The sequence below is a fragment of the Aggregatibacter kilianii genome, assembly GCF_003129965.1.
GTDB lineage: Bacteria > Pseudomonadota > Gammaproteobacteria > Enterobacterales > Pasteurellaceae > Aggregatibacter > Aggregatibacter kilianii_A.
Window position 1 is genome coordinate 64,711 of the sequence record NZ_NRCJ01000006.1, and the last position, 25,387, is coordinate 90,097.

Genomic DNA, 25,387 nt, shown 5'->3' on the forward strand with positions numbered 1-25,387 from the left:
TGCAAATTCTAGCCATTGCGCGGCGAAAAAGCAATGGATTTATCCTGTAACAACGCATTTAATTGCGCGGCGAATGCCGTAGGATTTTCCTGATGGGCGTTATGACCAGCGTGAGGAATGATGCTCAGGTTCAGTTGATTTTCCACTGCCATGTGTTTGAATTTATCATCCTGCTCGCCGCAAAAATAATAAATGGGATAAGGGCTGTTTTTCACATAAGGACGTAAATCCGGTTGCTTGGCGAGAGAGGTTGCCAGCAGCATTTGGGCGATATTATCGCCACAGTTGGCTTGGCGTTGTTCAATTAATGCTTTGCGCTGAATTTCCGTTAAATGCGCAAACACCGCTTGTTGATACCAATCGTTCAACACGGATTGCGGCGTTTCGGTGCGAAAACGTTGTGCCCAAAACACATCATTTTTCCACCGCACTTTTTTCTCTTGTTCATCACTCAGACCAAGATTGCCACCCTCAATAATTAGGCCTTGTAGATTGTATTTGTCCAGTTGGCTGTAAAGGGCGTAATACAAGGCGATTCTGCCACCGAGGGAGTAACCGACTAAAAAATAAGGCTGGTTTTTCACTGCACTTTGAATTTGTTGCGCCACATAAGCGCAGGTGTCATCAAAATCTTGCGCATGGCAATGTTTCGCGCTGCCGTGCCAAGGTAAATCCAAGGCGACACAATAAAAGTGCGGTAGATTTTCCGAGAGTTTTTGCCAGTCGGTTTGAGTGCCGAGCAGACCGTGTAAAAAAACGAGGTAAGGCTTCATCGTATGAAAAAAGCAAATTACCGTGAAATAATTTGCTTTTGATTGTGTTGTTTATTCGCCGACGACGGCATAACTGATTTGATCAATCAGGCGTTTGTAAATCGTGCTGCCGTCATTCGGTGCCACTTTGATTTCAATGATAGTGGCTTCGCGGCGAGAGTAAGCTTGTTTCAGCACGGAGCTTAAATCCGCCCAGGTGTAAGGGCGGGCGTATTTTAAATCGAACATGGACGCCACTTGGGAAAATTCCGTGTGGTGCGGCATGCGATAGAATTTGTCTTTTACTTCCGCGTCCACCGGCAACATATCAAAAATCGCGCCGCCGTTGTTATTAATGATAAATAAAATCGTCGGTTGGGTGATTTTTTTGAATAACGCCAGCGAGTTTAAATCGTGCAATGCCGACGTATCGCCCACTAATGCCACAACCGGCTGATTGGATCCGATACCGATGCCGGCAACGGTGGCGAGCAAGCCGTCAATGCCGCTGGCGCCGCGATTGGTGTAAATCGGATAGCTTTCCGGTAATTTGGTCAGCGCGTCCACCAAGCGCACGAATAAGCTGTTGCCCAGGAAAAGCGCGCCGTTGTTCGGCAATAGACGTTCAATATGATGAGCCAAAGAGGCTTCGTTTAAATTCCCGCCCACTTGTTGTTCAATGAAAGTGGCGCAGAATTTGGATAACGCCAAGGCCTCCAATAACCAAGGTTTTTGTCTTAACGGCGGATGGGCGCGCAGCCAGTGGTGAATTTTAGCCACGAAACGTGTGTGGGCATGATGATACGGATCTACCGCCTGCGGATGTTCATCCACAATCCAGTATTCGTTTTTAAATTCCGCTAAGAATTGATTAATGCGTTTGCTGATAAAACGGTTGCCGAGTTGAATGACAATATCCGCCTGCAACATTTTTTGTTTCACCGTTTGATTGGCAAGCCAAATATCCGCATAAGGCAAAGTGGCTTCCACGCCGGATTGGATGTCGGTGAGCAGCACCCAGCCCATAGTATTTGCCCAGGCGGCGATACCCATGGCTTGCTCCGCCGGCATTCTGCCCGCTACGATAATCCCGCGTTTGGTGCGCCAGTGATCCCAATGTTCGTGAATGACGACTTCTTGGTGTAATTCAGGATAAGTCGTCCAACTTTTATTTTGACTTAGCCAGCGTTGAACCTGAGCCAGCCAAGGGTGCACGTCGATTTCTTCCACATTGGCGTCATATAACGGTTCGGCGAAAGGGACGTTAATATGAATCACGCCCGCCTCTTCCGTTTGTTTATGACACGCCTGTTCGATTTTGGAGATTAACCAACCTGCCGCATAATCCTGACTTGGACGCGGTAAATTCAGGTTTGCCAACGGATAATCGGCGAACATATTTTCTTGTAAAATCGCTTGGTTAGCACCGCATTCCAATAGCTCTGGCGGACGATCGGCAGTGAGTACGATAAGATTGATATGGCTTTGACGGGCTTCAACAATCGCCGGGTACAAATTGGCGGCGGCAGTGCCGGAAGTGACGATGATGGCAACGGGTTTTTTGGTGGATTTCGCGACACCGAGGGCAAAAAAGCCCAAACCGCGTTCGTCAAAATGCGTATGACAAACGGCACGATTGGCATTTTGCAGGCGCACGGCTTCCAATGTCAGCGGGGTAGAGCGCGAACCGGGCGCGATGCAAAAGTGGAATACGCCTTGACGCACAAGGGTTTCCAAGATCACTTTCGACCAACAACGATTAAAGACGCTTACTGACATTTTTTCTCTCCGTTTTTAGATTCCGTTATTTGTAACAATGAGATTAAACCGGTGGCTTTACGCTCAATTTCCTGCCATTCTAGCAAGGGAACAGACCCTTCAACAATACCGGCACCGGCAAAAACGCGAATTTTGTCCGCTTCAATAAAGGCGGAACGAATGGTTACGCAAAATTCGGCGCGCGCTTGATTAAAAAAGCCCAGTGTGCCCGCATACCAGCTACGATCGTAGTTTTCAATTTGTGCCAATAAGGTGCGCGCGCTTTGTTGCGGCAAACCGGCAACGGCGGCGGTGGGATGAATGGCTTTCAAGCAATCTAGATCGGTGCAGTTTTCCGTTAAAAGTGCAGTGATTTCCCGACGTAAATGTTGCACCCGACGAAGTTGTTTCAAGCCCACTTCGCTGAGCTGAATTTGTTTGGCGAATGCGCTTAAATTGGCGCAAATGCCTTCGGCGACCAGCTGATTTTCATGAATATTTTTCGCGTCCTGTAAGAGCCATTGCGCCTGTTGTTGATTTTGCTGCGGATCGTCGGTCATTAACGCCGTGCCCGCTAAGGCTTCGGTGGTAAGGTTGCGCTCATGGCGTGCATATAACCGTTCCGGCGTTGAACCAAGAAAAACGGAATTCGGATGTTGTGCCAACAGAAAATGATAACAACCGTGATTATGGGCTTCACTTTGGGCCAGAAAATCCTGCGCATTTAACGGCGCGCTAAGGCGAAATGTGGTTTCGTTTGCCAATACCAATTTGCCCACATAACCGCTACGAATTTGTGCCAAGGCTTGTTCCACCCAATGTTGCCAACGGGGTTGGTCTGCCTGCTGATGAGCGAGCGTCGGTTGGCTTTGGACGGTCGAAAGTGCGGTCATTTTTTCCAACGTTTTTAAGGTGTCGAGTGCCAGACGTTTACTTTCGGTGAGATTCGCATGATCAATAAACACCTTCACCGTAAGCCGATGTTGCGTTTGCTCCAACAATAATCGAGGCAGGAAGAAATAGGTATCGCCGTTAAATTTCATGCCGCCGAATAAAGACAGGTCAAATTGTTCGACAAAGTGTTGTGCGGCGGATAATTGATCGAACACGCGCACTTCGCCGAGCGCGGCAAAGGCTTGTTCGCTTTGTTGGCATTTAAAATAGTATTGCGGATAGTGCGGTTGGGCTTTTAGCCAGCTTAATAAATTAACGGTGCATTCCGTTTGCGCCGAGCAAACCGAAATCGCATTTTGTTCCAAAGGTAATTCATTAATTTGACTAATTAATTGCGTTTTAATTGATTGCAAACTATCCATTTTGAAAAAGCATTGTCTTTAACAGGAAAATAAGTTAAAAATAGGTCGCAATTCTACCGCACTTTGCGGGAATTTTTCACAAAATATTTCATTTCTTAATCACTAAGGTCGAAACTATGGAACGCTTTCCGAAATCCGATAAATTAGAGCACGTTTGTTACGATATTCGCGGACCCGTGCACAAAGAGGCACTGCGTCTCGAAGAAGAAGGGCATAAAATTTTAAAACTGAATATTGGCAATCCCGCGCCGTTCGGCTTTGAAGCGCCCGATGAGATTTTAGTGGACGTGTTACGTAATTTGCCGTCGGCGCAAGGTTATTGCGATTCCAAAGGACTGTATTCGGCGCGCAAGGCCATCGTGCAATATTATCAATCGAAAGATATTCGCAACGTGACGGTAAACGATGTCTATATCGGCAACGGCGTGTCCGAGTTGATTACCATGGCGATGCAGGCGTTGTTGAACGACGGCGACGAAGTGCTGATTCCGATGCCGGATTATCCGCTGTGGACGGCGGCGGCAACCTTGGCGGGCGGCAAAGCCGTGCATTATTTATGCGACGAACAGGCGGATTGGTTCCCTGACGTGGAAGACATCAAAAGTAAAATCACTTCCCGCACCAAGGCTATCGTGATTATTAACCCGAATAATCCGACGGGCGCGGTGTATAGCAAAGACTTGTTATTGGATATTGTCGAAGTGGCGCGCCAACATAATCTGATTATCTTCGCCGATGAAATTTATGACAAAATTTTATACGACGGCGCAGTGCATCATCATATTGCCGCATTGGCACCGGATTTGCTGACCGTTACCCTAAACGGCTTATCCAAAGCTTATCGCGTTGCCGGTTTCCGCCAAGGTTGGATGATTTTAAACGGGCCGAAAAAACATGCGAAAGGGTATATTGAGGGTTTAGATATGTTGGCGTCTATGCGTTTGTGCGCCAATGTGCCGATGCAACACGCTATTCAAACGGCGCTCGGCGGCTATCAAAGTATTAACGAATTTATCCTGCCGGGCGGGCGTTTGTTGGAGCAACGCAATAAAGCCTATGAATTAATCAATCAAATTCCGGGTATCAGTTGTACCAAGCCGATGGGCGCGTTGTATATGTTTCCGAAAATCGATATTAAAAAATTCAATATGTATGACGATGAAAAGATGGTGTTCGATTTGTTGGCGCAGGAAAAGGTGTTGTTGGTGCATGGGCGCGGTTTCAACTGGCATTCGCCGGATCATTTCCGTATCGTGACGTTGCCGTATGTGCATCAAATTGAGGAAGCGTTGGGTAAATTTGCCAGATTCTTGTCTCACTATCATCAATAAGAACGATAAAAAAAGAAGCCCTGAAGTTCGGGGCTTTTTCTTGGCTTTCCGTTTGTAAAGTGCGGTGCTTTTTGGGGATATTTTTCAGAGCGAACGAAAAACGCCGGAAAAAACAACCGCACTTTTATATGTTATTCACCGAAATCTTTCGGGAAGAACTCCTGCATTTTTGTCCATTGCGCATTGCTGTCTTTACCGTATTGCAAAATACAAGGGGCGACTTCCTCAATTGCCTGGCGCTGACAAATATCCCGCAGATTGAGGTAGAAACGTTTTGCCAATTCGCGGGCTTCGGCACTTTGGAAATAGAATAAACCCAGTCGCGCATACAGGCTTTTAAAGCTATTTAAAATCAAGCCGTAAACGGGATTATCCGAGGCGAATGCCAAGTTACGGAACACATCGTAGTCGAATTTGGTATAGGCTTCCGCCGTGTCTTCCAAATTGTCCATCGGATGCAGAATGTTCAAGGAACGCTCGGGCGCGCGTTTAAACGCTTTCGGAATGTAAATCATGGAAATATCGGTACGCGCGGAACGCATATTGGCAAGCAAGGATGGCAAGCGGGTGCCGTCAAGTTGGATCATGGTTTCCAGAATATTTAATCCTGACGTTTCCCAAATGTCATTCACTTTGGTGGGTTTGCCATGTTGGATATTTAACCAGCCATCACGCGCCAGACGCTGTAAAACTTCACGCAAGGTGGTGCGGGTTACCCCGATTTTGTCGGCTAATTCACGTTCTGCCGGCAAATCCGAGCCGGGCGGAAAATGGTTATTCCAAATACTTTTGACAATGTATTCTTCCGCTAACGCCGCAGGGCTTTGTGCTTTCAGAAGGGTGGAATCGTTATTCATAATAATTCGGTATTCGTGAGTGGTTATCAAACAAAAAATCGGCTTTATTATCGTTGAAACGGCTATACATTACAATTAGATAATTATTTTTTAAATTCGTTGACATCATGGGCTATTTTTGACACAGTTTAGCGCGGAGTTACCTCGAATGGCGTAGGTTAATATATTGTTAATTAAGAAATTAGGGTCAGCTTTTATGGATAATAATTACACACAGGCGTTTCTTAAAAACTTTCTGGGTTCCAGTCCGGATTGGTATAAAATAACGATTGTCGCCTTTCTTGTCATTAATCCTATCTTGTTCTATATCACCCCGTTCTGGGCAGGTTGGTTGTTAGTCGTCGAATTCATTTTCACCTTAGCCATGGCACTGAAGTGCTATCCGCTGCAACCGGGCGGATTGCTTGCCATTGAGGCAGTGTTTATCGGTATGACGCACCCCGAACATATTAAAGCGGAAGTGTTGGCAAACTTTGAAGTGATTTTGTTGCTGATGTTTATGGTGGCCGGGATTTACTTCATGAAGCAACTGTTGCTTTTTGTGTTTACCAAACTGCTTTTGAATATTCGCTCAAAACTTATTTTATCTTTAGCTTTCTGTTTTAGCGCTGCGTTTCTATCTGCTTTCTTGGATGCTTTAACTGTGGTCGCGGTGATTATCAGCGTGGCGATGGGATTTTACGGTGTGTATCATAAGGTCGCATCGGGTGGGACATTTTATGATTCTACCGATATTACTAATGATGAAAAAATCGGTAAAGATCGCGAAACATTGGAAGAATTTCGTGCATTTTTACGTAGCTTAATGATGCATGCCGGCGTGGGAACCGCATTGGGCGGTGTGATGACCATGGTCGGAGAACCGCAAAACCTAATTATTGCTGATCAAGCCGGTTGGAACTTTGTGGAATTCTTTTTCAGAATGGCGCCGGTGACCGTACCTGTGTTTGTTTGCGGTATGCTGACTTGTGTTTTGGTAGAAAAATTTCATCTGTTCGGCTATGGTGCAACATTACCTACAAAAGTGTGGGAAGTGTTAGCGGAATTTGATAAAGCCAACATGAAAAAACTGACCAAACAAGAGCGGCTGAAACTTATGGTGCAGGCGATAGTCGGAATTTGGTTGATTATCGGTTTAGCGTTCCATTTGGCTTCTGTCGGTTTAATCGGCTTAACCGTCATTATTTTTTGTACCGCACTTTGTGGCATCACCAGTGAACATACTTTAGGAAAAGCCTTCCAAGAGTCATTGCCTTTTACTGCGTTGTTGGTCGTGTTTTTCACCATCGTTGCGGTGATTATCGACCAGAAACTGTTTGCACCGATTATTCATTACGTGTTGTCAGCCGAAGAAAGTACTCAGCTTACCCTGTTTTATGCGTTTAACGGTTTGTTATCTGCTATTTCCGATAACGTGTTCGTCGCCACCGTTTATATTAACGAAGCGAAAAATGCGTTAACGGCGAATGTGATTCCGCCGCATCAATTTGAATTGTTGGCGGTGGCGATTAATACCGGTACCAACCTGCCTTCTGTGGCGACACCAAACGGACAAGCAGCGTTCTTATTCCTCTTAACTTCGTCCTTGGCGCCCCTAATTAACTTGTCTTATGGTAGAATGGTTTATATGGCGTTGCCTTATACGATTGTCATGTCGTTAGTCGGCTTATTCGCTGTGGAATATATTTTACCGCCGATGACCATTTGGTTGGCGAATTTAGGCTTAATCATGCCGATTTAACATTTTTTAGGGAGAACGAAGGCTATGCTAAAATTTTTCAAAACACTTTCCGTGCAACGTACCGGTTGGTTGTTGTTGATTATTTCGGCATTAGCGTTAGAAGGCGCTGCACTTTATTTCCAATACGGCATGGACTTACAGCCCTGTGTTATGTGTATTTATGAGCGGGTTGCTTTATTTGGTATTCTATTGGCTGGTATTGTTGGCTTTATCGCACCACGCTTTCTGGTCTTTCGTTTATTGGCGTTGCTGATCGCGTTTTTCAGCACCGTGAAAGGGTTGTTGATTTCGCTTAAACATGTGGATTATCAACTGCATCCGGCACCGTGGAATCAATGTTCCTATTTGCCGGAATTTCCGCAAACCCTGCCGTTGGATAAATGGTTCCCGGCATTGTTTCAACCGACCGGTTCTTGTGATGATGTGGTTTGGACATGGCTGGGATTATCCATGGCGCAGTGGATTGTGGTAATGTTTGCGGTGTATTTAGTGGTTTTCGTATTGGTATTGGCTAGCCAGTTTAAACGTTTGGATACCCGAGGTAGAAGACGTTTATTTAATTAATAAAGACATAAAAAATGGTGTAGCTTAAAACTACACCATTTTTGTTTTAGATATCCTGTACGACAAATTGCAATGCATGTCGGGCAAAGAGTTTGGCTTTGCGTTGCTTTAAATGTTTTAAACGCAAAGAACGGGCTTGTTGTTGATGGAAAAATTTTTTCTTTGCCGGTTTTAAAAAACGTCTTTTATGCATGATTCCTCCTTTATTTTCCTTGTTGTTCCGATTGTCCCATGCCGCTTTCTGCGGTCTTATCACTTTGGTTTTCCTGAATGCGATAATAATTCATAATGCTGTTCATGTAACGTCGAATATTTTCCACATATTGAAACGCTTCATAACCGCGTGCATAGCCGTATTTCAGATTACGGTAATAACGTTTTTCCGCCAATAAAGGCAAATTATTTTTCACATCCAGCCAATTATCCGGATTGCCGCCTAAATTTTTGGTTAAACGGCGCGCATCCAGCAAATGTCCCAATCCCATATTGTAAGCGGCAAGGGCGAACCAAATACGATCTTCGCTGTTAATGCTATCGGGAATTTGTTCAATTAACCAATGTAAATATTCAGAGCCGGCTTTAATACTTTGTTCAGGATCGGTTCTGTCCTTGATCTTCATGCGCTCGGCGGTATCTTTAGTGAGCATCATCATGCCGCGCACACCTGTCGGCGAGGTGGCATCAGGATTCCAGTGAGATTCCTGATAAGCGATTGCCGCCAGTAAACGCCAGTCCAAATCACCTTTATGCTTGGTAAAGAGCGGTTCAAATTTCGGGAGAATCGTTTCAATGGAATTCAGATAAGATTTAATATCCACATAATCGAATTGACGGAAATGATTAAAATATTTTTCCTCAATATTGGCGATTAAACCCGAATCGATGGCACCGTTCATAAAATCGAGCAATGCCGATTGCAATTCGCTTGAAGAGTTGTTCGGCAAATACCAGTGCACGCTCATTTCATCAGTTAAATCAAATGCCACGGCAATTTGCGGTTTAATTTGCTGAGTGGCGGAAATATCCATTGAATTGGCGATAGTATAATCAATCTTTTCTTCCGCCACCTGCAACAATAATTCTTCTTGGGTGAGTTTGCTGTCCACCGTCCAGTTTAATTTCGGATTCTTTTGTTGCGCCTCTTTTAAGATTTGTTGTAACTCCGAGCTGTCCGGAATCACAAGGTTGCCGTTGATTTGCGCTAATGAACGGGGACGATTTTTTCCTTTGCGATAAGCCAGTTGCCAAGAGGCGGAATAATAGGAAGGACCGAGCTGAAAATGCTCCGCTTTGGTCGGGTGATAAAATAAATTGGCGGCAGCAATATCAATTTGGTGATCATTTAGCGCGGCAAACAGATCGTCCGTGCTATTCATCGGTTTCATTTCAAGCTCCACGCCCAAATAGTCGGCAAAGGATTTGCTTAAATCATATTCCAAACCGGATTCGCCTTCCGCATTGATAAAATAAGAAACCGGGTTATTAATTGTCCCCACAACCAACTTACCGCGATCCTGAATAGCGTGATAAGGGTTTTCTTCCGAATGCATCATTTGCTGCCACGGAAACACCATATCAATCGCCCATAATAATAAGCATAAGCCTGCAATAATGCGTAAAAATAAACCTTTCAAATTGTCTTTTTCTCTGAATTTTAGCGGCTTCGCTCAATAATAATGCCCACATTTTCCGCTTGTGCTACGGCTTTCGGTTTGCTTAATTTGAGTCGAAGCCAAGTGATTTTAAATTGTTGTTGTAATTGTTCCGCCACTTCATTGGCAACCCGCTCAATCAATAAAAACGGCTTGGATTGCACATAATCAATGATGAATTGGCTAACTTCCGCATAATTTAATGCAAATTGGACGTCATCGGTCGCTGCCGCCTGACGACTATCCCACGCCATTTCGACATCAAAAATCAATTTTTGTTTAATTTGTTGTTCCCAGTCATAAATACCGATTTGCGCAAATACCGTTAAACCTTCAATAAAAATCAGATCTTTCATTGTGTTCCCATCGTTATCACTTGTTATCGCTAAAATTTTTGTGGGCTTATACTACCAACTTTGGGTACAATAGACGAACTCTTTTTCTCCAGTCATAGGAAGTCCAATGAGCCTTTTCGCCCTTTTTTATATGCTATTGAGCTACTTGCTCGGCTCCGTTTCCAGTGCGATTTTATTATGCCGACTCACCGGTTTACCGGATCCCCGAACCAGCGGCTCACACAATCCGGGCGCAACCAACGTCTTGCGTATCGGAGGGCGTTGGATTGCTTTGGCGGTCCTGATTTGCGATATATTGAAAGGCATGTTGCCGGTGTGGCTGGGGTATTATCTTGGTTTAACGCAGTTTGAGTTGGGCATGGTGGCATTAGGGGCATGTTTGGGGCATATCTTCCCGATTTTCTTTAAATTTAAAGGCGGGAAAGGTGTCGCCACGGCATTTGGTGCTATAGCCCCCATTGCTTGGGGCGTATTATTTTCCACCCTCGGTACTTGGCTAGTAGTATTTCTCATTAGCGGTTATTCCTCCCTCAGCGCTGTCGTCACCGCCTTATTAGTGCCGCTTTACGTCTGGTGGTTCAAACCTGAATTTACCTTCCCCGTCGCCTTAGTCTGCTGCCTGCTCATCTACCGCCACCATGAAAACATCCAACGCCTCTGGCGCGGACAGGAGGACAAAATGTGGGATAAGTTTAAGAAGTGAGTCGCTTAAAAACACTTAAAAAAATGACCGCACTTTTTTAGTTTCTTTCCCCCTCAGCCTTCGTTAGCTCCCCAGTAAACGGAGGGGCGAAGAGTAAAAACACCAAAAAAACTGACCGCACTTTTCATCACGAATAACGCTCGGGAAAATGGGGCCCCGTATAAATTGCCCGAACGTGCGTTAATTTTTAGGAAAATTTCGCTTTGTTTGAGCCACGTAGTGGCGAGTTCGAAATTTTCCGTGAAGAAAATTAATGCTAAGAGAGGAAAAGCAATTTATCCGGGGTGTGCTTTCTTTTGGTTACTTTGCTTTGCACAAGCAAAGAAAAGTAACAATAAAAAACCGCACTTTAGTTTAAAAACTAAAGTGCGGTCATTTTTCCAATCGTTTTTTAACTGAAATTATAATCCCTTCGGCAAGCGAATTTTTTGTCCCGGGAAAATCTTATCAGCGTCTTTAATCACTTCTTTATTCGCCGCCACGATTGCCGTGTATTTGCTGCCGTTGCCGTAATGTTTTTCGGCGATTTTCCAAAGGGTGTCGCCTTTTTGAATGACATAAAATTCGTCATCACCGGCAAGGCTTTCGCCACTTTTTACAGTGACATCATCGATGTTCACCGAACTTATCCCGACAATATTACCCGCCATTAATACGGCTTTTTCCAATGCCGCAGCGGAACCGGCGACACCAGCGATTTTCGCTACGCCGTTTTCTACTTTTACTTCTACATCGGCAACGCCGGGATTGTCTTCATTAATGTGCTTAGTTACGGCGGCGGATGCCTCTTCTTCTTTGCTGAAGATTTTTTTACCGATATCGCCGACAAAATCAAATAGGCCCATTTTTTCTCTCCTTGTTGATGAATAAAAGGAAGAACAACATAACCAATTCAGTGGGATAAGTCTAGGAATAAAATGTTAGACGGAAAAAATGGTTATGGATTAGAATAGCGCGAATTTAACTGAAATGTAGGAAACATTATGCGTTGGCAAGGTCGTAGAGAAAGTTCAAATGTAGAAGACAGACGTTCATCGGGCGGCGGTAAACCCACGGGCATTCTCGGGTTAATTATTATTTTAGTGGGCGCTTATTACGGCGTGGATTTATCGGGGCTGGTCGGTGAAGTGGATGTGGGTACGACGCAGAGTTCGCCATTGCAGTCACAGCAGGAACAAGAACTGGCGGGGCTTTCCAAAGTGGTGTTGGGCGATACGGAAGATGTATGGAATGCCTATTTTGCCAAAAATCGTAAACAATATATTGAGCCGACCATGGTGTTGTACAACGGCGTGACGCACACCGCCTGCGGCACCGGTCAATCGGCGATGGGGCCGTTTTATTGCCCGAACGATCAACGTGTTTATTTAGATTTATCCTTTTATAACGACATGAAAAATAAGCTGGGTGCTGCGGGCGAAGCGGCATTTGCGTATGTGATTGCTCATGAAGTCGGGCATCATGTGCAGAATCTGTTCGGCACCTTATCGCAGGTTCATCGCCTGCAACGACAAACCTCCCGCGCGGAGGCGAATCAGCTTTCCGTGAAATTGGAATTACAGGCGGATTGCTATGCGGGCGTGTGGGCGAGTCAGGCGATCAGAAAGGGCTTGTTTGAAAGCGGCGATATTGAAAAGGCGTTTAATGCGGCGGAATCCGTGGGCGATGATCGTTTGCAAAAGCGCAGTCAGGGGTATGTGGTGCCGGACAGTTTTACCCATGGCACCTCGGCGCAGCGTTTGCAATGGTTTAAACGCGGTGTGAATACGGCGGATCCGGCGCAATGTAATACCTTTTAACGCGAGGCAATAAAAAAAGTGCGGTCAAAAAAATAACTAAAATTTTGACCGCACTTTTTGTTTATCGATTTACCGAATTAGTGGTGGTGTGCACCGGCTAATACTTTTTCAAAACGTTCGTTGGCGAAATCCCAGTTCAATACGTTCCAGAATTCTTTAATGTAATCCGGGCGGCGGTTTTGGAATTTCAAGTAGTAAGCGTGTTCCCAAACGTCTAAACCGAAAATCGGTACACCGGAACAACCGGCATATTCTTTGCCCATAATCGGGTTGTCTTGGTTGGCGGTGGAGACCACGGAAAGTTTACCGTTTTCCAACACTAACCACGCCCAACCGGAACCGAAACGGGTTGCCGCCGCTTTTTCAAATTCCGCTTTGAAGTTTTCCACGGAACCGAAATCACGTACGATAGCCTCTTTCAATGGACCTTGCAAAGTCGTCCCTTTTTTCAGGCTTTTCCAGAATAAGCTGTGGTTTAAGTGACCGCCCACATTGTTGCGTAACGCAGGGCGTTTTTCCGGCGTAATTTCGCTTAAGTGCGCCAATAATTTGCCCGGGTAGCCTTCAGAAAGTTCTTTTAATTCAGGGGAGTTTTCTAACACTGCGTTTGCGTTGTTCACGTAGGCTTGGTGGTGTTTGCTGTGGTGAATTTCCATGGTTTGCGCATCAAAATGCGGCTCTAATGCGTCATAGGCATAGCCTAATTCAGGTAAAGTATAAGCCATAATGTTTTCCTTTTCTTGGGGTTGATTGATGTATAAATCGTCAAAATGATAGCACAAAGATTGATTGGAATCATTAAACGTTACAATTTGTTAACAAAAAGAAGATGACAAATTGCCATCTTCTTTCGTTAGTTTATTCGCGATTATTGCGCTTTGACTGCAGCAATCGCCACCATGTTAATAATACGGCGAACGGAGGACACGGAGGTCAAAATGTGCGCCGGTTTATTCAAGCCCATTAAAATCGGACCCACGGTAGTTGGTGTCGCTGTGCCTTGCAACAAATTCAGGCTGATGCGCGCCGCTTCCATGTTCGGCATCACAAGCAGATTCGCTGCGCCTTTTAACGGGCTGTCAGGCATCACGTTATCGCGTAAACGTTGTGATAACGCTACGTCGCAGTGCATTTCGCCGTCAATACTGAGTTCAGGCGCTTTTTCTCTTACCAATGCCAAAACGTCGCGCATTTTGACCGCACTTGGGCTGTTATTGCTGCCGTAATTGGAGTGGGAAATCAACGCGATTTGCGGTTCGATACCGAACAAACTCACCTCTTTCGCCGCCATAATCGTGATTTCGGCAAGTTCTTCCGCCGTCGGATCGTTATTCACGAACGTATCGGTCAAGAACAGGTTGCCGGTCGGTAACACCAAACCGTTCACCGTTGCCGGCGTGCGTACGCCCGGACGTAAGCCGATGACGTTTTTGATGGTTTTTAAGTGCGACGCATAATGTCCCACCAGACCGCACAACATCGCGTCCGCATGACCTAAATGTAACAACACGGAACCGATAGCGGTCGGATTGTTAAACATTTCGCGTTTGGCAATGTCCGGCGTGATGCCTGCGCGTTTGAGCATATTGTAGTAGGTGGTGCAACATTCGTCGTAGCGTGGGTCGTTTTCAATATTGATCAAATCGAAATCGCGCCCTGCCTGAATGTGTAAGCCGAGTTTCTTAATGCGTTGTTCAATGACGCTCGGGCGTCCTAATAAAATCGGATAAGCAATGCCCAATGTGGCGATTTCCTGGACGGCGTGTAATACGCGGGTTTCTTCGCCGTCGGTAAGCAAGACGCGTTTTTTGTCCTGTTTGGCTTGTGCAAACACCGGTTTCATGAACAGGTTGGTTTTGTAAACGAATTGCGTCAGTTTTTCGATATAAGCATCGAAGTCTTCAATCGGACGGGTCGCTACGCCGGAATCCATCGCCGCTTTCGCTACGGCAGGTGCGATGCGTACGATCAAACGCGGATCGAACGGTTTCGGAATGATGTATTCCGGACCGAAAGAGAGTTCGCTATCGCCGTAAGCGGAGGTGACCACTTCGCTTTGTTCCGCCAGCGCCAAATCGGCAATCGCGCGCACGGCGGCAAGTTTCATTTCTTCGTTAATGGTGGTGGCGCTCACATCCAACGCACCACGGAAAATGAACGGGAAGCAAAGCACATTGTTCACTTGATTCGGGAAGTCGGAGCGACCTGTACATATAATGGCGTCAGGGCGAACGGCTTTGGCAAGCGGCGGTAAAATCTCCGGTTCAGGGTTTGCCAACGCCAAAATTAACGGGTGCGCCGCCATGGTTTTCACCATATCCTGCGTTAACGCGCCTGCCGCAGAGCAGCCCAAGAAAATATCCGCATTCGGAATGGCATCGGCTAAGGTGCGTTTGCCGTTGTCGTCGATGGCGTACAGTTTTTTCGTTTCGTCCATGCGATCGTCACGGTTTTTATAAATCACCCCTTTGGAGTCGCACACCGTGATATTTTCCCGTTTCATGCCGAGGGAAACCAACAAATTCAAACAGGCGATAGATGCCGCACCCGCACCGGAGGCGACCAGTTTCACATTTTCAATTTTTTTATCCACGATACGTAAACCGTTTAACACCGCCGCAGCAGAAATAATCGCGGTGCCGTGTTGGTCGTCGTGGAAGACCGGAATGTTCATTCTTTCGCGCAGCTTGCGTTCAATGTAGAAACATTCCGGCGCTTTAATGTCTTCTAAGTTAATCCCGCCGAAGGTCGGTTCAAGGGAGGCGATAATATCTACCAGTTTGTCAGGATCATGCTCGTTAATTTCAATGTCGAACACATTCACGCCGGCAAATTTTTTAAACAGTACGCCTTTCCCTTCCATTACCGGTTTACCGGCAAGAGCGCCGATATTGCCCAAACCGAGCACCGCCGTCCCGTTGGAAATTACGGCAACCAAGTTACCGCGAGAGGTATATTTATAGGAATCGGCAGGATCCGCTTGGATCGCCAAACAAGGCGCCGCTACGCCCGGCGAGTATGCCAGCGCTAAATCGCGTTGTGTGGCAAGAGATTTGGTCGGGGTAACTTCAATTTTCCCCGGAATCGGAAATTCATGAAAATCAAGCGCGGCTTTTTTGAGTTGTTCATCCATAAAATAAATCCTCTTTTGAATAACAGGGTGAAAAAAACATCAAGCATTATAATTAAATTCCAAAAGAATTCTGTGATATTTCACACATTCTTGGCAATTTTTTTGATAGCTGCCGGCGGTGAGTAAAAGTGCGGTCCTTTTCCCCAACGTTTTTCATCGGGCAGAAAAATCCATTTGGGTTTATAATGCGGGTAGAGAATATCAAGGGAAAATTATGCGTTTAGATAAATTTTTAGCGGAGCATACGGGGCTGACCCGTTCGCAGGCGGCGAAGGCGTTGCGCCAAAGTGCGGTCACAATTAACGGTAAAATCGAAAAGAGCGGGGCGACCAAAGTATCGCCGCAGGATGAGATTTATTTTGACGGCGAATTGTTGACTTGGCTGGAAGCAGGACAGTACCTGATGTTTAACAAGCCGCAGGGGTATGTTTGTTCTCATGAAGACGGCGACCACCCCAGCATTTATCAGTTTTTCGATTATCCTTTATCCGCCCGCTTACACAGTGCGGGGCGGTTGGATGTGGACACCACGGGCTTGGTGTTGTTGACCGATGACGGGCAGTGGTCGCATCGCATTACTTCGCCGAAACATCATCAGCCGAAAACTTACTTGGTGACGTTGGCGGATCCCGTGGAAGCCAATTATGCGCAAGCCTGTGCGGAAGGCATTTTGTTGCGTGGCGAGAAAGAACCGACCAAGCCTGCGGAGCTTGAAATTTTAGACGATTACAACGTCAATTTAACTATCAGCGAAGGGCGTTATCATCAGGTGAAACGCATGTTTGCCGCCTTGGGCAATAAAGTCGTCGGGTTGCATCGTTGGAAAATCGGTCATCTGACATTGGACGACGATTTAGCGGAAGGAGAATTTCGCAGCCTGACGCCGGAAGAAATCGCTTACTTTAACGGAGAATAGTCCATTGAATTCAGGCAAAGTCATTAAAAACAATTTTATTTTTGTTGTCGCTTTAGGCATTTTGTCCATGCTACCGCCGTTTAGCGTGGACATGTATCTGCCGGCGTTTTTGAATATTGCGCAGGATCTTCGGGTGACGAATGAGCAGGTGCAATATACCTTAACCGCATTTGCTTATGGTTTGGCGCTCGGGCAATTATTCTGGGGACCGTTCGGCGACAGTTTCGGGCGTAAACCGATTATTTTATTAGGTGTAACGGTGGCAGCCGTTGCTGCTCTCATATTGACCCAGATTCATTCAATCGGAAATTTCACCGCACTTCGTTTTGTGCAAGGCTTTTTCGGCGCGGCACCGGTGGTGTTGGTGGGCGCTTTGTTGCGGGATTTGTTTGATAAGAATGAGCTATCGCAAATGATGTCATCCATTACGTTGGTATTTATGATAGCGCCGTTGATCGCACCGGTGTTAGGCGGTTATGTCGTTCACTTTTTTCATTGGCATGCCATTTTCTACATTATTTCGTTTATGGGATTGTTGAGTATCCTATTGGTCTTTTTTATCGTGCCGGAAACCCATAGCAAAGAAAAACGTATTCCTCTTCGGTTAAGTGTGATTGCCCGTAATTTTATGGCGTTATGGAAACAGAAACCGGTGTTGGGATATATGTTCTCCGCTTCGTTCGGATTTGGTGGCTTATTTGCCTGTATTACTGCGGGTTCCATCGTGTATATCGGCGTTTACGGTATTAAACCGGAAAATTTCGGTTACTTCTTTATGTTGAATGTGATTGTGATGACCTTCGGTTCGTTTCTGAATCGACGCTTTGTGGCGAAACTCGGTGCAGAAACCATGTTGCGATTAGGCTTGGGCGTTCAATTTCTGGCGGCGATCTGGTTGGTTATTGTGGTGTTATTTGATTTGGGCTTATGGCCGATGACTTTCGGCATTGCGATTTTCGTGGGGCAAAATTCGTTAATTTCTTCTAATGCCATGGCATCTATTTTAGAAAAATTCCCGAATGCCGCCGGTTCGGCGAATTCCATGGTGGGTAGCGTGCGTTTCGGTACGGGTGCTTGCGTGGGCTCTTTGGTGGCATTGATGAACATGACCAGCGCGACGCCGATGTTGTTAACCATGGCGGCTTGTTCCGTGATGGCGGTAACGTGCTACTATTTTTTAACTGCACGCAATTTATAAGCACCAAACGGTGAACGATGCCGAATACTGCACGATTGCGAGTCATTGCGATTTGCAACGGAAGAATAAATTTGTTCTAAGTCAAAAATACCTCAAAGTACCGCTAAAGAGTTATGTGATTTCACCCCGCCATTCAATTTCCTTATGATAGAATGCCCCGCAAAAATCGGTCTGCGCAACAATCTGTTATGGAACATCAATTAACCCTCGAAAATCTTGCCTGCCAACGTGGCGATAAAGTGCTCTTTCGTCACCTGAGTTTACACATTCAGGCGGGTGATTTCGTGCAAATTGAAGGACATAACGGCATCGGTAAAACCAGTTTGCTGCGCATTATCGCCGGGCTTGCCACGCCTTTGGAAGGAAAAGTGCGGTGGAATTCCGAAGTGATTTTTAAACAGCGCGAGGCATTCCATTATGATTTGTTGTATTTGGGCCACCAAAGCGGCATTAAGCCCGAATTAACGGCGTGGGAAAACCTGCGTTTTTATCAGCAAATCGGGCATTGCCGGCAGGGCGACGAGCTTCTTTGGGACGTGCTGCAAACCGTGGGTTTGCTAGGGCGCGAGGATATTCCGGCGGCACAACTTTCCGCCGGGCAGCAAAAACGCATTGCGTTGGCGCGCTTGTGGTTATCGGAAGCCCCTTTGTGGATTTTAGACGAGCCGTTCAATGCCATCGATAAAAAAGGGGTGGCGATTTTGACCGCACTTTTTGAGCAACACGCGCAAAACGGCGGCATTGTGATGTTAACCAGTCATCAGGAAGTCCCGAGTACGCAGTTGAAAAAAGTCAATTTAGAACAGTTTAAATGTGCAGAGTGACGGCATGATTTTTTGGCAGATTATTAAACGCGAATTACAAATCGCCATGCGCAAACAAGCGGAAATTTTAAATCCGTTGTGGTTTTTCCTTATCGTGATTACGTTGTTTCCCTTGGTGATCGGCCCTGACCCGAAACTGCTTTCACGCATTGCGCCGGGTGTGGCTTGGGTGGCGGCGTTGCTGTCTGCATTGCTTTCTTTTGAGCGCTTGTTTCGTGATGATTTCGTCGACGGTTCCTTGGAACAGCTTATGCTCACGCCGCAACCGTTGATGTTAACGGCGTTGGCGAAAGTATTTGCCCATTGGATATTGACAGGCTTGCCGTTGATTTTGTTGTCGCCGGTCGCCGCATTATTACTGTCATTGGAAATACCGATTTGGTGGGCATTGGTGCTGACTTTATTATTGGGCACGCCGGTGCTGAGCTGCCTCGGCGCTATCGGCGTGGCGCTGACTGTCGGGTTACGCAAAGGCGGCGTGTTATTGAGTTTATTGGTGGTGCCGCTGTTTATTCCGGTGCTGATTTTTTCCGCGTCGGTATTAGATGCCGCCGCGTTAAATTTACCTTACGGCGGTCAATTGGCCATTCTCGGCGCCATTTTAGCCGCCGTGGTGACCTTATCGCCTTTTGCCATTGCAACGGCATTGCGAATTAGTTTGGATCAATAGAGGATAGTTTATGTGGAAGTGGTTGCATCCTTATGCAAAGTCGGAAACACAATATCAATTATGCGGTAAGTTCAGCCCTTTCTTCGCGATACTGACCGCACTTTTATTAGGCGTGGGTATCGTCTGGGGCTTGGCATTTGCGCCTGCCGATTATCAACAGGGTAATAGCTTCCGCATTATGTATGTGCATGTGCCGACGGCGATTTGGTCGATGGGCGTGTATGGCTCTATGGCGATTGCCGCGTTGGTGGCGTTAGTGTGGCAAATTAAGCAGGCGCAACTGGCGATGATCGCCATGGCGCCTATCGGCGCGTTATTTACCTTTCTTGCCTTGGTAACCGGTGCGATTTGGGGCAAACCCATGTGGGGCACTTGGTGGGTGTGGGATGCCCGTTTGACCGCCGAACTCATTCTGTTTTTCTTATACTTAGGCGTGTTGGCGTTGTATTCCGCGTTTCAGGATCGCAACATCGGCGCAAAAGCCGCGTGTGTCTTGTGTCTTGTGGGCGTGGTGAATTTGCCGATTATTCACTTCTCGGTGGAGTGGTGGAATACCCTGCACCAAGGCGCGAGTATTACCAAATTGGAACGTCCGTCCATTGCGACGCCGATGTTGATTCCGTTGATTTTATGTATTTTCGGTTTTATGACCTTATCTATTTGGTTAACGCTGGTGCGTTATCGCAACGAATTATTGAAAGAAGATGCCAAACGCCCGTGGGTAAAGGCGTTGGCGGAAAAACTTTAATATTAGGTGGGAGACATGATGTTTTTTCAATCTTGGAGTGATTTCATTGACATGGGCGGCTACGGTTTTTATGTGTGGCTTTCCTATGGTTTGAGTTTATTGGCGATTGTCGTGCTTATCGTACAAAGCCTGGCAGGCAAAAGTGCGGTGCTAAAATCCATCAAACGTGAACAACAGCGCGAAGCCCGTTTACAACAAATGAAACAAAAAGGAGACACGCTATGAACCCGAGACGCAAATCCCGTTTATCCGTTGTCCTGTTCGTGTTGCTAGGTGTTGCGGTGGCGTCCGCTTTGGTGTTGTACGCATTGCGCCAAAATATCGACTTATTCTATACGCCATCGGAAGTGGTGCATGGTAAGAATGAGGATCCGGATCAAAAACCGGAAGTGGGGCAACGTATCCGCGTGGGCGGCATGGTGGTTGCCGGCACGGTGCAGCGCGATCCGAAAAGCTTAAAAGTGCGGTTCGATTTGAACGACATTGGCCCGTCTATCAGCGTGGAATATGAAGGCATTCTGCCGGATCTGTTCCGTGAAGGGCAGGGCATTGTGGCACAAGGCGTGCTAAAAGAACCGACTTTATTAGAAGCGACGGAAGTGTTGGCGAAACATGATGAAAACTATGTGCCGCCGGATCTGGAAAAACAAATGCAAAAAGTCCATAAACCGATGGGCGTTTCTGATCTGAAAGGCGAAAGCGAGCGCGATCGCCAAGAGAAAATGAAAGAAGGTCAGTAATGATTGCGGAATTAGGAAATTATGCTTTAGCGTTAAGCTTGGCAATCGCCATTTTATTGGCGATTTTCCCGTTATGGGGGGCGGAAAAAGGCAACGTACAGCTGATGTCTTTGGCGCGCCCGATGACTTACGGCTTGTTTGCCGTGCTGACCTTTTCTTTCGGTGCCTTATTTTATTTGTTCGCCGTCAATGATTTCAGCGTGCAATATGTGGTGAACAACTCCAACACCACGCTACCGATTTATTATCGCTTATCCGCCGTGTGGGGCTCCCACGAGGGTTCGTTGTTATTATGGATTTGGTTGCTGTCTTTGTGGGGCGCGGCGGTCGCCTTGTTTAGCAAACACTTACCGCAAGAAGCCACTGCCCGCGTGCTTGGCATTATGGGTGTTATCAGCATCGGTTTCCTGCTTTTCGTCCTATTTACCTCCAACCCCTTCAGCCGCACGTTCCCCGATTTTCCGGTGGACGGCAAAGAATTGAATCCGTTGTTACAGGACGTCGGGCTGATTTTTCACCCGCCGTTGTTATATATGGGCTATGTGGGATTCTCCGTCGCCTTTGCGTTTGCCATCGCCTCCCTGATGACCGGCAAACTGGATACCGCTTGGGCGCGTTGGTCCCGTCCTTGGACGATGGCGGCATGGGTTTTCTTAACCCTCGGTATCGTACTGGGTTCTTGGTGGGCATATTATGAACTCGGCTGGGGCGGTTGGTGGTTCTGGGATCCGGTCGAAAATGCCTCTTTCATGCCTTGGTTAGCAGGAACGGCATTACTGCACTCCTTAGCCGTGACGGAAAAACGCGGTTCTTTCAAAGCCTGGACAGTATTACTGGCGATTCTGGCCTTCTCTTTATGTTTGCTCGGCACATTCTTAGTGCGTTCGGGCATTTTGGTTTCCGTCCATGCCTTTGCGTCCGACCCGACGCGCGGGTTATACGTGTTGGCGTATCTCATCGTGGTGATCGGCGGCTCGCTGACCTTATATGCCTACAAAGGCAGTCAAATCCGTTCGCGCGACAATGCGGAGCGTTATTCCCGCGAAAGCCTGTTGTTGTTAAATAATATTTTATTAATGACCGCACTTTGCGTGGTGTTGCTCGGTACACTGTTGCCGCTGGTGCATAAACAGCTCGGTTTGGGCTCCATTTCCATCGGTGCGCCGTTCTTCGATCAAATGTTCCTGATTATCATGACCCCGTTCGCCTTGTTATTGGGGATCGGGCCGTTGGTGAAATGGCGTCGTGATCAGTTTTCTGCTATTCGCATGCCGGTGATTATCAGCTTAATTATCATGTCGATTGCCGGTTTTGCCCTGCCGTATGCCTTGCAAGACAAACTCACGGTCAGTGCCGTCTTGGGCACGATGATGGCAGTGATTATCGTGTTGTTAAGCCTGTATGAAATGCACCAACGGGCAACCCATCGCGAATCTTTTTGGCGCGGCATCACTAAATTATCCCGCTCACATTGGGGCATGGTTTTGGCGCATTTGGGCGTCGCCATGACAGTTTGGGGTATCGCGTTCAGCCAAAATTACAGCGTAGAGCGGGATGTACGTATGAGCGTGGGCGACACCGTGCAAATTGCGGGCTACGATTTCACTTTTAAAGGCATCGGTGATGCCAACGGTCCAAACTACATCGGCGGCAAAGCGCAAATTGATATTACCCGCGATGGCAAAAAAGAAACCACGTTGTTCGCCGAAAAACGCTTATACACGGTCAGTAAAATGCCGATGACCGAAGCGGCTATCGATTGGGGGTTCAGCCGCGATTTGTATGTGGCGTTGGGAGAAAAACTGGACAACGATTCATGGGCACTACGCTTATATTACAAACCGTTTATCCGCTGGATTTGGCTCGGCGGGTTGTTTATGGCGCTCGGCGGAGTATTATGTATGTTCGACCGTCGCTATCGGTTTAGTAAGATTTTAGTTAAAGAAAATGTGCAATAAATCTGAATTCAAATAATAGAGTATTGATAATGAATAAAAAATTATATTTACCTTTAATTATTTTCTTCATTTTGGTGACGGCATTTTTGGTGCAGTTGCAACGTAATGCGCAAGGTGATGATCCGAAAACCTTGGAATCTGCATTGGTGGGAAAACCGGTGCCGCCTAAAACCTTACAGGATTTATTAGCCGCAGATAAAACCTATGACGAATCCCTGTTCAAACAAGGCAAGCCGCTCTTGTTGAATGTGTGGGCGACCTGGTGTCCGACTTGTTATGCGGAGCATCAATATTTGAATCAACTGGCAAAACAAGGTGTGCCGATTATCGGTTTGGATTACAAAGACAACAGTGCTAAAGCGATGAAATGGCTAAAAGATTTGGGCAATCCTTATCAGGTTGTGTTGAAAGATGAAAAAGGCTCGTTTGCTTTGGACTTGGGCGTGTATGGCGCACCGGAGACATTCATCGTGGATGGCAACGGCGTGATTCATTATCGTCATGCGGGTGATGTGAATGCGAAGGTGTGGCAGGAAACCTTGCAGCCGATTTATCAGAAATTAGGTGGAGCACAGTAATGAAAAAAACGTTGTTTTTTTTAACCGCACTTTTCTTCAGTATAAACGCCTTTGCTGCCATTGATGCGCTGAATTTCAGCTCGCTGCAACAGGAAGACGACTACCATGCCTTGACGCAGGAGCTGCGCTGTCCTCAATGTCAAAATAACAATATCGCCGATTCCAACGCCGTGATTGCCGTAGATATGCGCGGCAAAGTGTTTGAATTGTTGCAGGAAGGCAAATCCAAGCAGGATGTGGTGCAATATATGGTGGATCGCTACGGCAATTTCGTCACCTATGATCCGCCTCTGACGGTTGCCACCGTTATTTTATGGATTGCCCCTTTCGCTTTGATTTTATTCGGATTGTTATGGCTTTTCGGACGCAAAAAATCTATGCCGAAAGTGACCGAACATGAACCGTCACAGTCGTTAAGCGAGGCGCAACAACAACGGCTTAATGCTTTGTTAAATAAGGAAAATAATCAATGAGTTTGTGGATAAGCATTTTGTTGTTAACGCTGATTGCCGCGTTAATTTGTTTTTTTCCGTTGTTGTCGTCGCGTTTCGTGCAGAAAAAATCAACCCGTCGTGATGACTTGAATAAAGCGTTTTATTTTGAGCGCTTAAAAGAGCTGGAGCGGGATGAAAAACAAGGCTTACTGGAAAACGCCGAACAGCTCAAAGTGGAGTTGCAAAAATCCTTATTGGAAGATATTCCGCAGCAGGAAGAACTGACGGTTCGCCACGAGAAAAATTACGGCAAATTATGGTTTGTCTCCGGCTTTCTGGCATTAGTGATTTTATCGGTGTCAGCGTACTTTGTGGTGGGTTCTTGGCAGGCGGAAATCATGCTGGAAAAAAGCGCGGAAAAACTACCGCACTTTTATGAACGCATAAAAACCGAGGAGACGAATCCGCTGAGTGATGCCGAAATGCAACAATTTGCTACGGCGTTGCGGGTGGATTTGCAAAAAGATCCGACGAATGCAAAAAACTGGTGGCTGTTGGGACAAATCGGCATGAATCTGGAACAACCGAGAATGGCATTGGACAGCTTCGCCCGCGCCAATAAACTGGATCCGAAAAATACCCAATATAAGCTGGCGTATGCCCGCATTTTGATGTTCTCCGAAGATGAAACGGACAAATTGAAAGGGGACAATTTATTGCGCGAGGTGATTCGTGAGGATCACGCCAATGTCGAAGCCTTGAGTTTATTGGCATTCCGTTATTTTGAAACGGAAGATTACAAAATGGCGGCGGTCAGTTGGGCGATGATGTTGAAACTGTTGCCAAAAGATGACCCGCGCATTCCGATTATCGAACGCAGTATTCGCTCTGCCCGTGATGCGCTGGCGGCGCAGGAGCAGGAAAAACATCAACAACTTACTCCGCAACAGGAAAAGGAATGACCCCGATTTTAGGTTTTCATCACATAGCCATTATTGTCTCCGATTATGCGAAATCAAAACGCTTTTATACCGAAATTCTGGGCGCGCAGATTATCGCAGAAACCTACCGTGCCGAACGGCAAAGTTATAAATTGGATTTATGTTTTGCCGACGGCAGTCAAATCGAGTTATTTTCCTTCCCTTCTCCTCCTTCCAGACCTTCTGCACCGGAAGCCTGCGGTTTGCGACATTTGGCATTTAAAGTCAATCACATGCAAAGTGCGGTGGCTTTTTTACATGAAAAAGGCGTGATTTGCGAACCTGTGCGCACTGATGCCTTAACGGGAAAACAATTTACTTTCTTCCGCGATCCTGATAACTTACCGCTTGAGATTTATACAATTTTATAACTATTCCG

At 46.5% G+C, this 25,387-nt stretch carries 27 protein-coding genes; 17 read left to right on the plus strand and 10 right to left on the minus strand.

Features of this window, described 5'->3' with window-relative positions; genetic code table 11:
• Positions 1-8: 8 nt before the first annotated feature.
• From menH to DK430_RS05675, 3 genes are read right to left on the minus strand one after another with little or no spacing between them, the layout of a single operon-like run.
• Complete coding sequence (menH, locus tag DK430_RS05665; protein ID WP_109078123.1) at positions 9-773, minus strand: 2-succinyl-6-hydroxy-2,4-cyclohexadiene-1-carboxylate synthase; 765 nt, start codon at positions 771-773, stop codon at positions 9-11.
• 51 nt (positions 774-824) lie between these two features.
• Positions 825-2,531 carry a 2-succinyl-5-enolpyruvyl-6-hydroxy-3-cyclohexene-1-carboxylic-acid synthase gene (gene menD / locus DK430_RS05670; protein WP_109078124.1) on the minus strand — a complete coding sequence of 569 codons (1,707 nt, stop codon included), beginning with the start codon at positions 2,529-2,531 and terminating at the stop codon, positions 825-827.
• Positions 2,522-3,826, minus strand: a complete 1,305-nt coding sequence (locus DK430_RS05675; RefSeq protein ID WP_109078125.1) for an isochorismate synthase — start codon at positions 3,824-3,826, stop codon at positions 2,522-2,524. Before DK430_RS05675 ends, menD begins: the two co-directional genes overlap by 10 nt.
• 116 nt (positions 3,827-3,942) lie before the next feature.
• Between DK430_RS05675 and DK430_RS05680 the strand changes: the two genes are divergently transcribed.
• The gene (locus DK430_RS05680; protein ID WP_109078126.1) at positions 3,943-5,157 is read left to right on the plus strand and encodes a pyridoxal phosphate-dependent aminotransferase; all 1,215 of its coding nucleotides are present in this window, start codon (positions 3,943-3,945) and stop codon (positions 5,155-5,157) included.
• Positions 5,158-5,288: 131 nt separating this feature from the next.
• Here the strand turns inward: DK430_RS05680 and fadR are convergent, their stop codons facing one another.
• Entirely contained in the window at positions 5,289-6,014 is a 726-nt protein-coding gene (gene fadR, locus DK430_RS05685) for a fatty acid metabolism transcriptional regulator FadR (RefSeq protein ID WP_109078127.1), read from the minus strand.
• Between the two features lie 196 nt (positions 6,015-6,210).
• Between fadR and nhaB the strand changes: the two genes are divergently transcribed.
• Positions 6,211-7,755, plus strand: coding sequence for a Na(+)/H(+) antiporter NhaB (gene nhaB, locus DK430_RS05690; protein ID WP_109078128.1), 1,545 nt, complete (start codon positions 6,211-6,213; stop codon positions 7,753-7,755).
• A gap of 24 nt (positions 7,756-7,779) precedes the next feature.
• A complete protein-coding gene (gene dsbB, locus DK430_RS05695) occupies positions 7,780-8,319 on the plus strand; it encodes a disulfide bond formation protein DsbB (RefSeq protein WP_109078129.1) in 540 nt (179 codons plus the stop codon).
• Positions 8,320-8,365: 46 nt separating this feature from the next.
• On the opposite strand, the gene DK430_RS13265 is transcribed toward dsbB, so the two are convergent.
• Genes DK430_RS13265 through folB form a run of 3 tightly spaced genes read right to left on the minus strand, consistent with a single transcriptional unit; the run spans position 8,366 to position 10,327 of the window.
• Complete coding sequence (locus DK430_RS13265) at positions 8,366-8,512, minus strand: hypothetical protein (RefSeq protein ID WP_204352520.1); 147 nt, start codon at positions 8,510-8,512, stop codon at positions 8,366-8,368.
• A gap of 10 nt (positions 8,513-8,522) precedes the next feature.
• Positions 8,523-9,953 (minus strand): membrane-bound lytic murein transglycosylase MltF, encoded by a 1,431-nt coding sequence (gene mltF, locus DK430_RS05700; RefSeq protein ID WP_109078130.1) that lies wholly within the window; start codon positions 9,951-9,953, stop codon positions 8,523-8,525.
• Positions 9,954-9,973: 20 nt separating this feature from the next.
• Positions 9,974-10,327, minus strand: a complete 354-nt coding sequence (gene folB / locus DK430_RS05705) for a dihydroneopterin aldolase (protein ID WP_109078131.1) — start codon at positions 10,325-10,327, stop codon at positions 9,974-9,976.
• Between the two features lie 106 nt (positions 10,328-10,433).
• On the opposite strand from folB, the gene plsY reads away from it, so the two are divergent.
• On the plus strand, positions 10,434-11,030 hold the full coding sequence (gene plsY, locus DK430_RS05710; protein ID WP_109078132.1) for a glycerol-3-phosphate 1-O-acyltransferase PlsY: 597 nt from the start codon (positions 10,434-10,436) through the stop codon (positions 11,028-11,030).
• 401 nt (positions 11,031-11,431) lie between these two features.
• Here the strand turns inward: plsY and lysM are convergent, their stop codons facing one another.
• Positions 11,432-11,875 carry a peptidoglycan-binding protein LysM gene (lysM, locus tag DK430_RS05715; RefSeq protein WP_109078133.1) on the minus strand — a complete coding sequence of 148 codons (444 nt, stop codon included), beginning with the start codon at positions 11,873-11,875 and terminating at the stop codon, positions 11,432-11,434.
• A gap of 138 nt (positions 11,876-12,013) precedes the next feature.
• Between lysM and ypfJ the strand changes: the two genes are divergently transcribed.
• The gene (ypfJ, locus tag DK430_RS05720; protein ID WP_109078134.1) at positions 12,014-12,829 is read left to right on the plus strand and encodes a KPN_02809 family neutral zinc metallopeptidase; all 816 of its coding nucleotides are present in this window, start codon (positions 12,014-12,016) and stop codon (positions 12,827-12,829) included.
• A 77-nt stretch (positions 12,830-12,906) separates the two neighbouring features.
• Here ypfJ and DK430_RS05725 read toward each other — a convergent pair whose 3' ends face one another.
• Positions 12,907-13,554, minus strand: a complete 648-nt coding sequence (locus DK430_RS05725; protein WP_109078135.1) for a Fe-Mn family superoxide dismutase — start codon at positions 13,552-13,554, stop codon at positions 12,907-12,909.
• A 143-nt stretch (positions 13,555-13,697) separates the two neighbouring features.
• Positions 13,698-15,962 (minus strand): NADP-dependent malic enzyme, encoded by a 2,265-nt coding sequence (locus DK430_RS05730; RefSeq protein WP_109078136.1) that lies wholly within the window; start codon positions 15,960-15,962, stop codon positions 13,698-13,700.
• Positions 15,963-16,176: 214 nt separating this feature from the next.
• Here DK430_RS05730 and rsuA point away from each other — a divergent pair, with 214 nt between their 5' ends.
• From rsuA to gloA2, 12 genes are all read left to right on the plus strand, one after another.
• Complete coding sequence (rsuA, locus tag DK430_RS05735; protein WP_109078137.1) at positions 16,177-16,878, plus strand: 16S rRNA pseudouridine(516) synthase RsuA; 702 nt, start codon at positions 16,177-16,179, stop codon at positions 16,876-16,878.
• 4 nt (positions 16,879-16,882) lie between these two features.
• On the plus strand, positions 16,883-18,076 hold the full coding sequence (locus DK430_RS05740; protein ID WP_109078138.1) for a Bcr/CflA family multidrug efflux MFS transporter: 1,194 nt from the start codon (positions 16,883-16,885) through the stop codon (positions 18,074-18,076).
• A gap of 188 nt (positions 18,077-18,264) precedes the next feature.
• The gene (gene ccmA / locus DK430_RS05745) at positions 18,265-18,900 is read left to right on the plus strand and encodes a cytochrome c biogenesis heme-transporting ATPase CcmA (protein WP_109078225.1); all 636 of its coding nucleotides are present in this window, start codon (positions 18,265-18,267) and stop codon (positions 18,898-18,900) included.
• A gap of 4 nt (positions 18,901-18,904) precedes the next feature.
• Positions 18,905-19,570, plus strand: a complete 666-nt coding sequence (gene ccmB / locus DK430_RS05750; RefSeq protein WP_109078139.1) for a heme exporter protein CcmB — start codon at positions 18,905-18,907, stop codon at positions 19,568-19,570.
• A 10-nt stretch (positions 19,571-19,580) separates the two neighbouring features.
• Entirely contained in the window at positions 19,581-20,318 is a 738-nt protein-coding gene (locus DK430_RS05755) for a heme ABC transporter permease (RefSeq protein ID WP_109078140.1), read from the plus strand.
• Between the two features lie 18 nt (positions 20,319-20,336).
• Positions 20,337-20,543: a heme exporter protein CcmD gene (gene ccmD, locus DK430_RS05760; protein ID WP_109078226.1), complete on the plus strand. Its 207-nt coding sequence runs from the start codon at positions 20,337-20,339 to the stop codon at positions 20,541-20,543.
• Positions 20,540-21,058, plus strand: a complete 519-nt coding sequence (gene ccmE, locus DK430_RS05765) for a cytochrome c maturation protein CcmE (RefSeq protein WP_109078141.1) — start codon at positions 20,540-20,542, stop codon at positions 21,056-21,058. Before ccmD ends, ccmE begins: the two co-directional genes overlap by 4 nt.
• Positions 21,058-23,016 (plus strand): heme lyase CcmF/NrfE family subunit, encoded by a 1,959-nt coding sequence (locus tag DK430_RS05770; RefSeq protein WP_109078142.1) that lies wholly within the window; start codon positions 21,058-21,060, stop codon positions 23,014-23,016. The genes ccmE and DK430_RS05770 overlap by 1 nt, the downstream gene beginning before the upstream one ends.
• A 29-nt stretch (positions 23,017-23,045) precedes the next feature.
• Positions 23,046-23,594 carry a DsbE family thiol:disulfide interchange protein gene (locus DK430_RS05775; RefSeq protein ID WP_109078143.1) on the plus strand — a complete coding sequence of 183 codons (549 nt, stop codon included), beginning with the start codon at positions 23,046-23,048 and terminating at the stop codon, positions 23,592-23,594.
• Entirely contained in the window at positions 23,594-24,067 is a 474-nt protein-coding gene (locus tag DK430_RS05780; RefSeq protein ID WP_109078144.1) for a cytochrome c-type biogenesis protein, read from the plus strand. The genes DK430_RS05775 and DK430_RS05780 overlap by 1 nt, the downstream gene beginning before the upstream one ends.
• Positions 24,064-24,990 (plus strand): c-type cytochrome biogenesis protein CcmI, encoded by a 927-nt coding sequence (gene ccmI / locus DK430_RS05785; protein WP_109078145.1) that lies wholly within the window; start codon positions 24,064-24,066, stop codon positions 24,988-24,990. Before DK430_RS05780 ends, ccmI begins: the two co-directional genes overlap by 4 nt.
• On the plus strand, positions 24,987-25,379 hold the full coding sequence (gene gloA2, locus DK430_RS05790) for an SMU1112c/YaeR family gloxylase I-like metalloprotein (RefSeq protein WP_109078146.1): 393 nt from the start codon (positions 24,987-24,989) through the stop codon (positions 25,377-25,379). Before ccmI ends, gloA2 begins: the two co-directional genes overlap by 4 nt.
• Positions 25,380-25,387 lie beyond the last annotated feature (8 nt).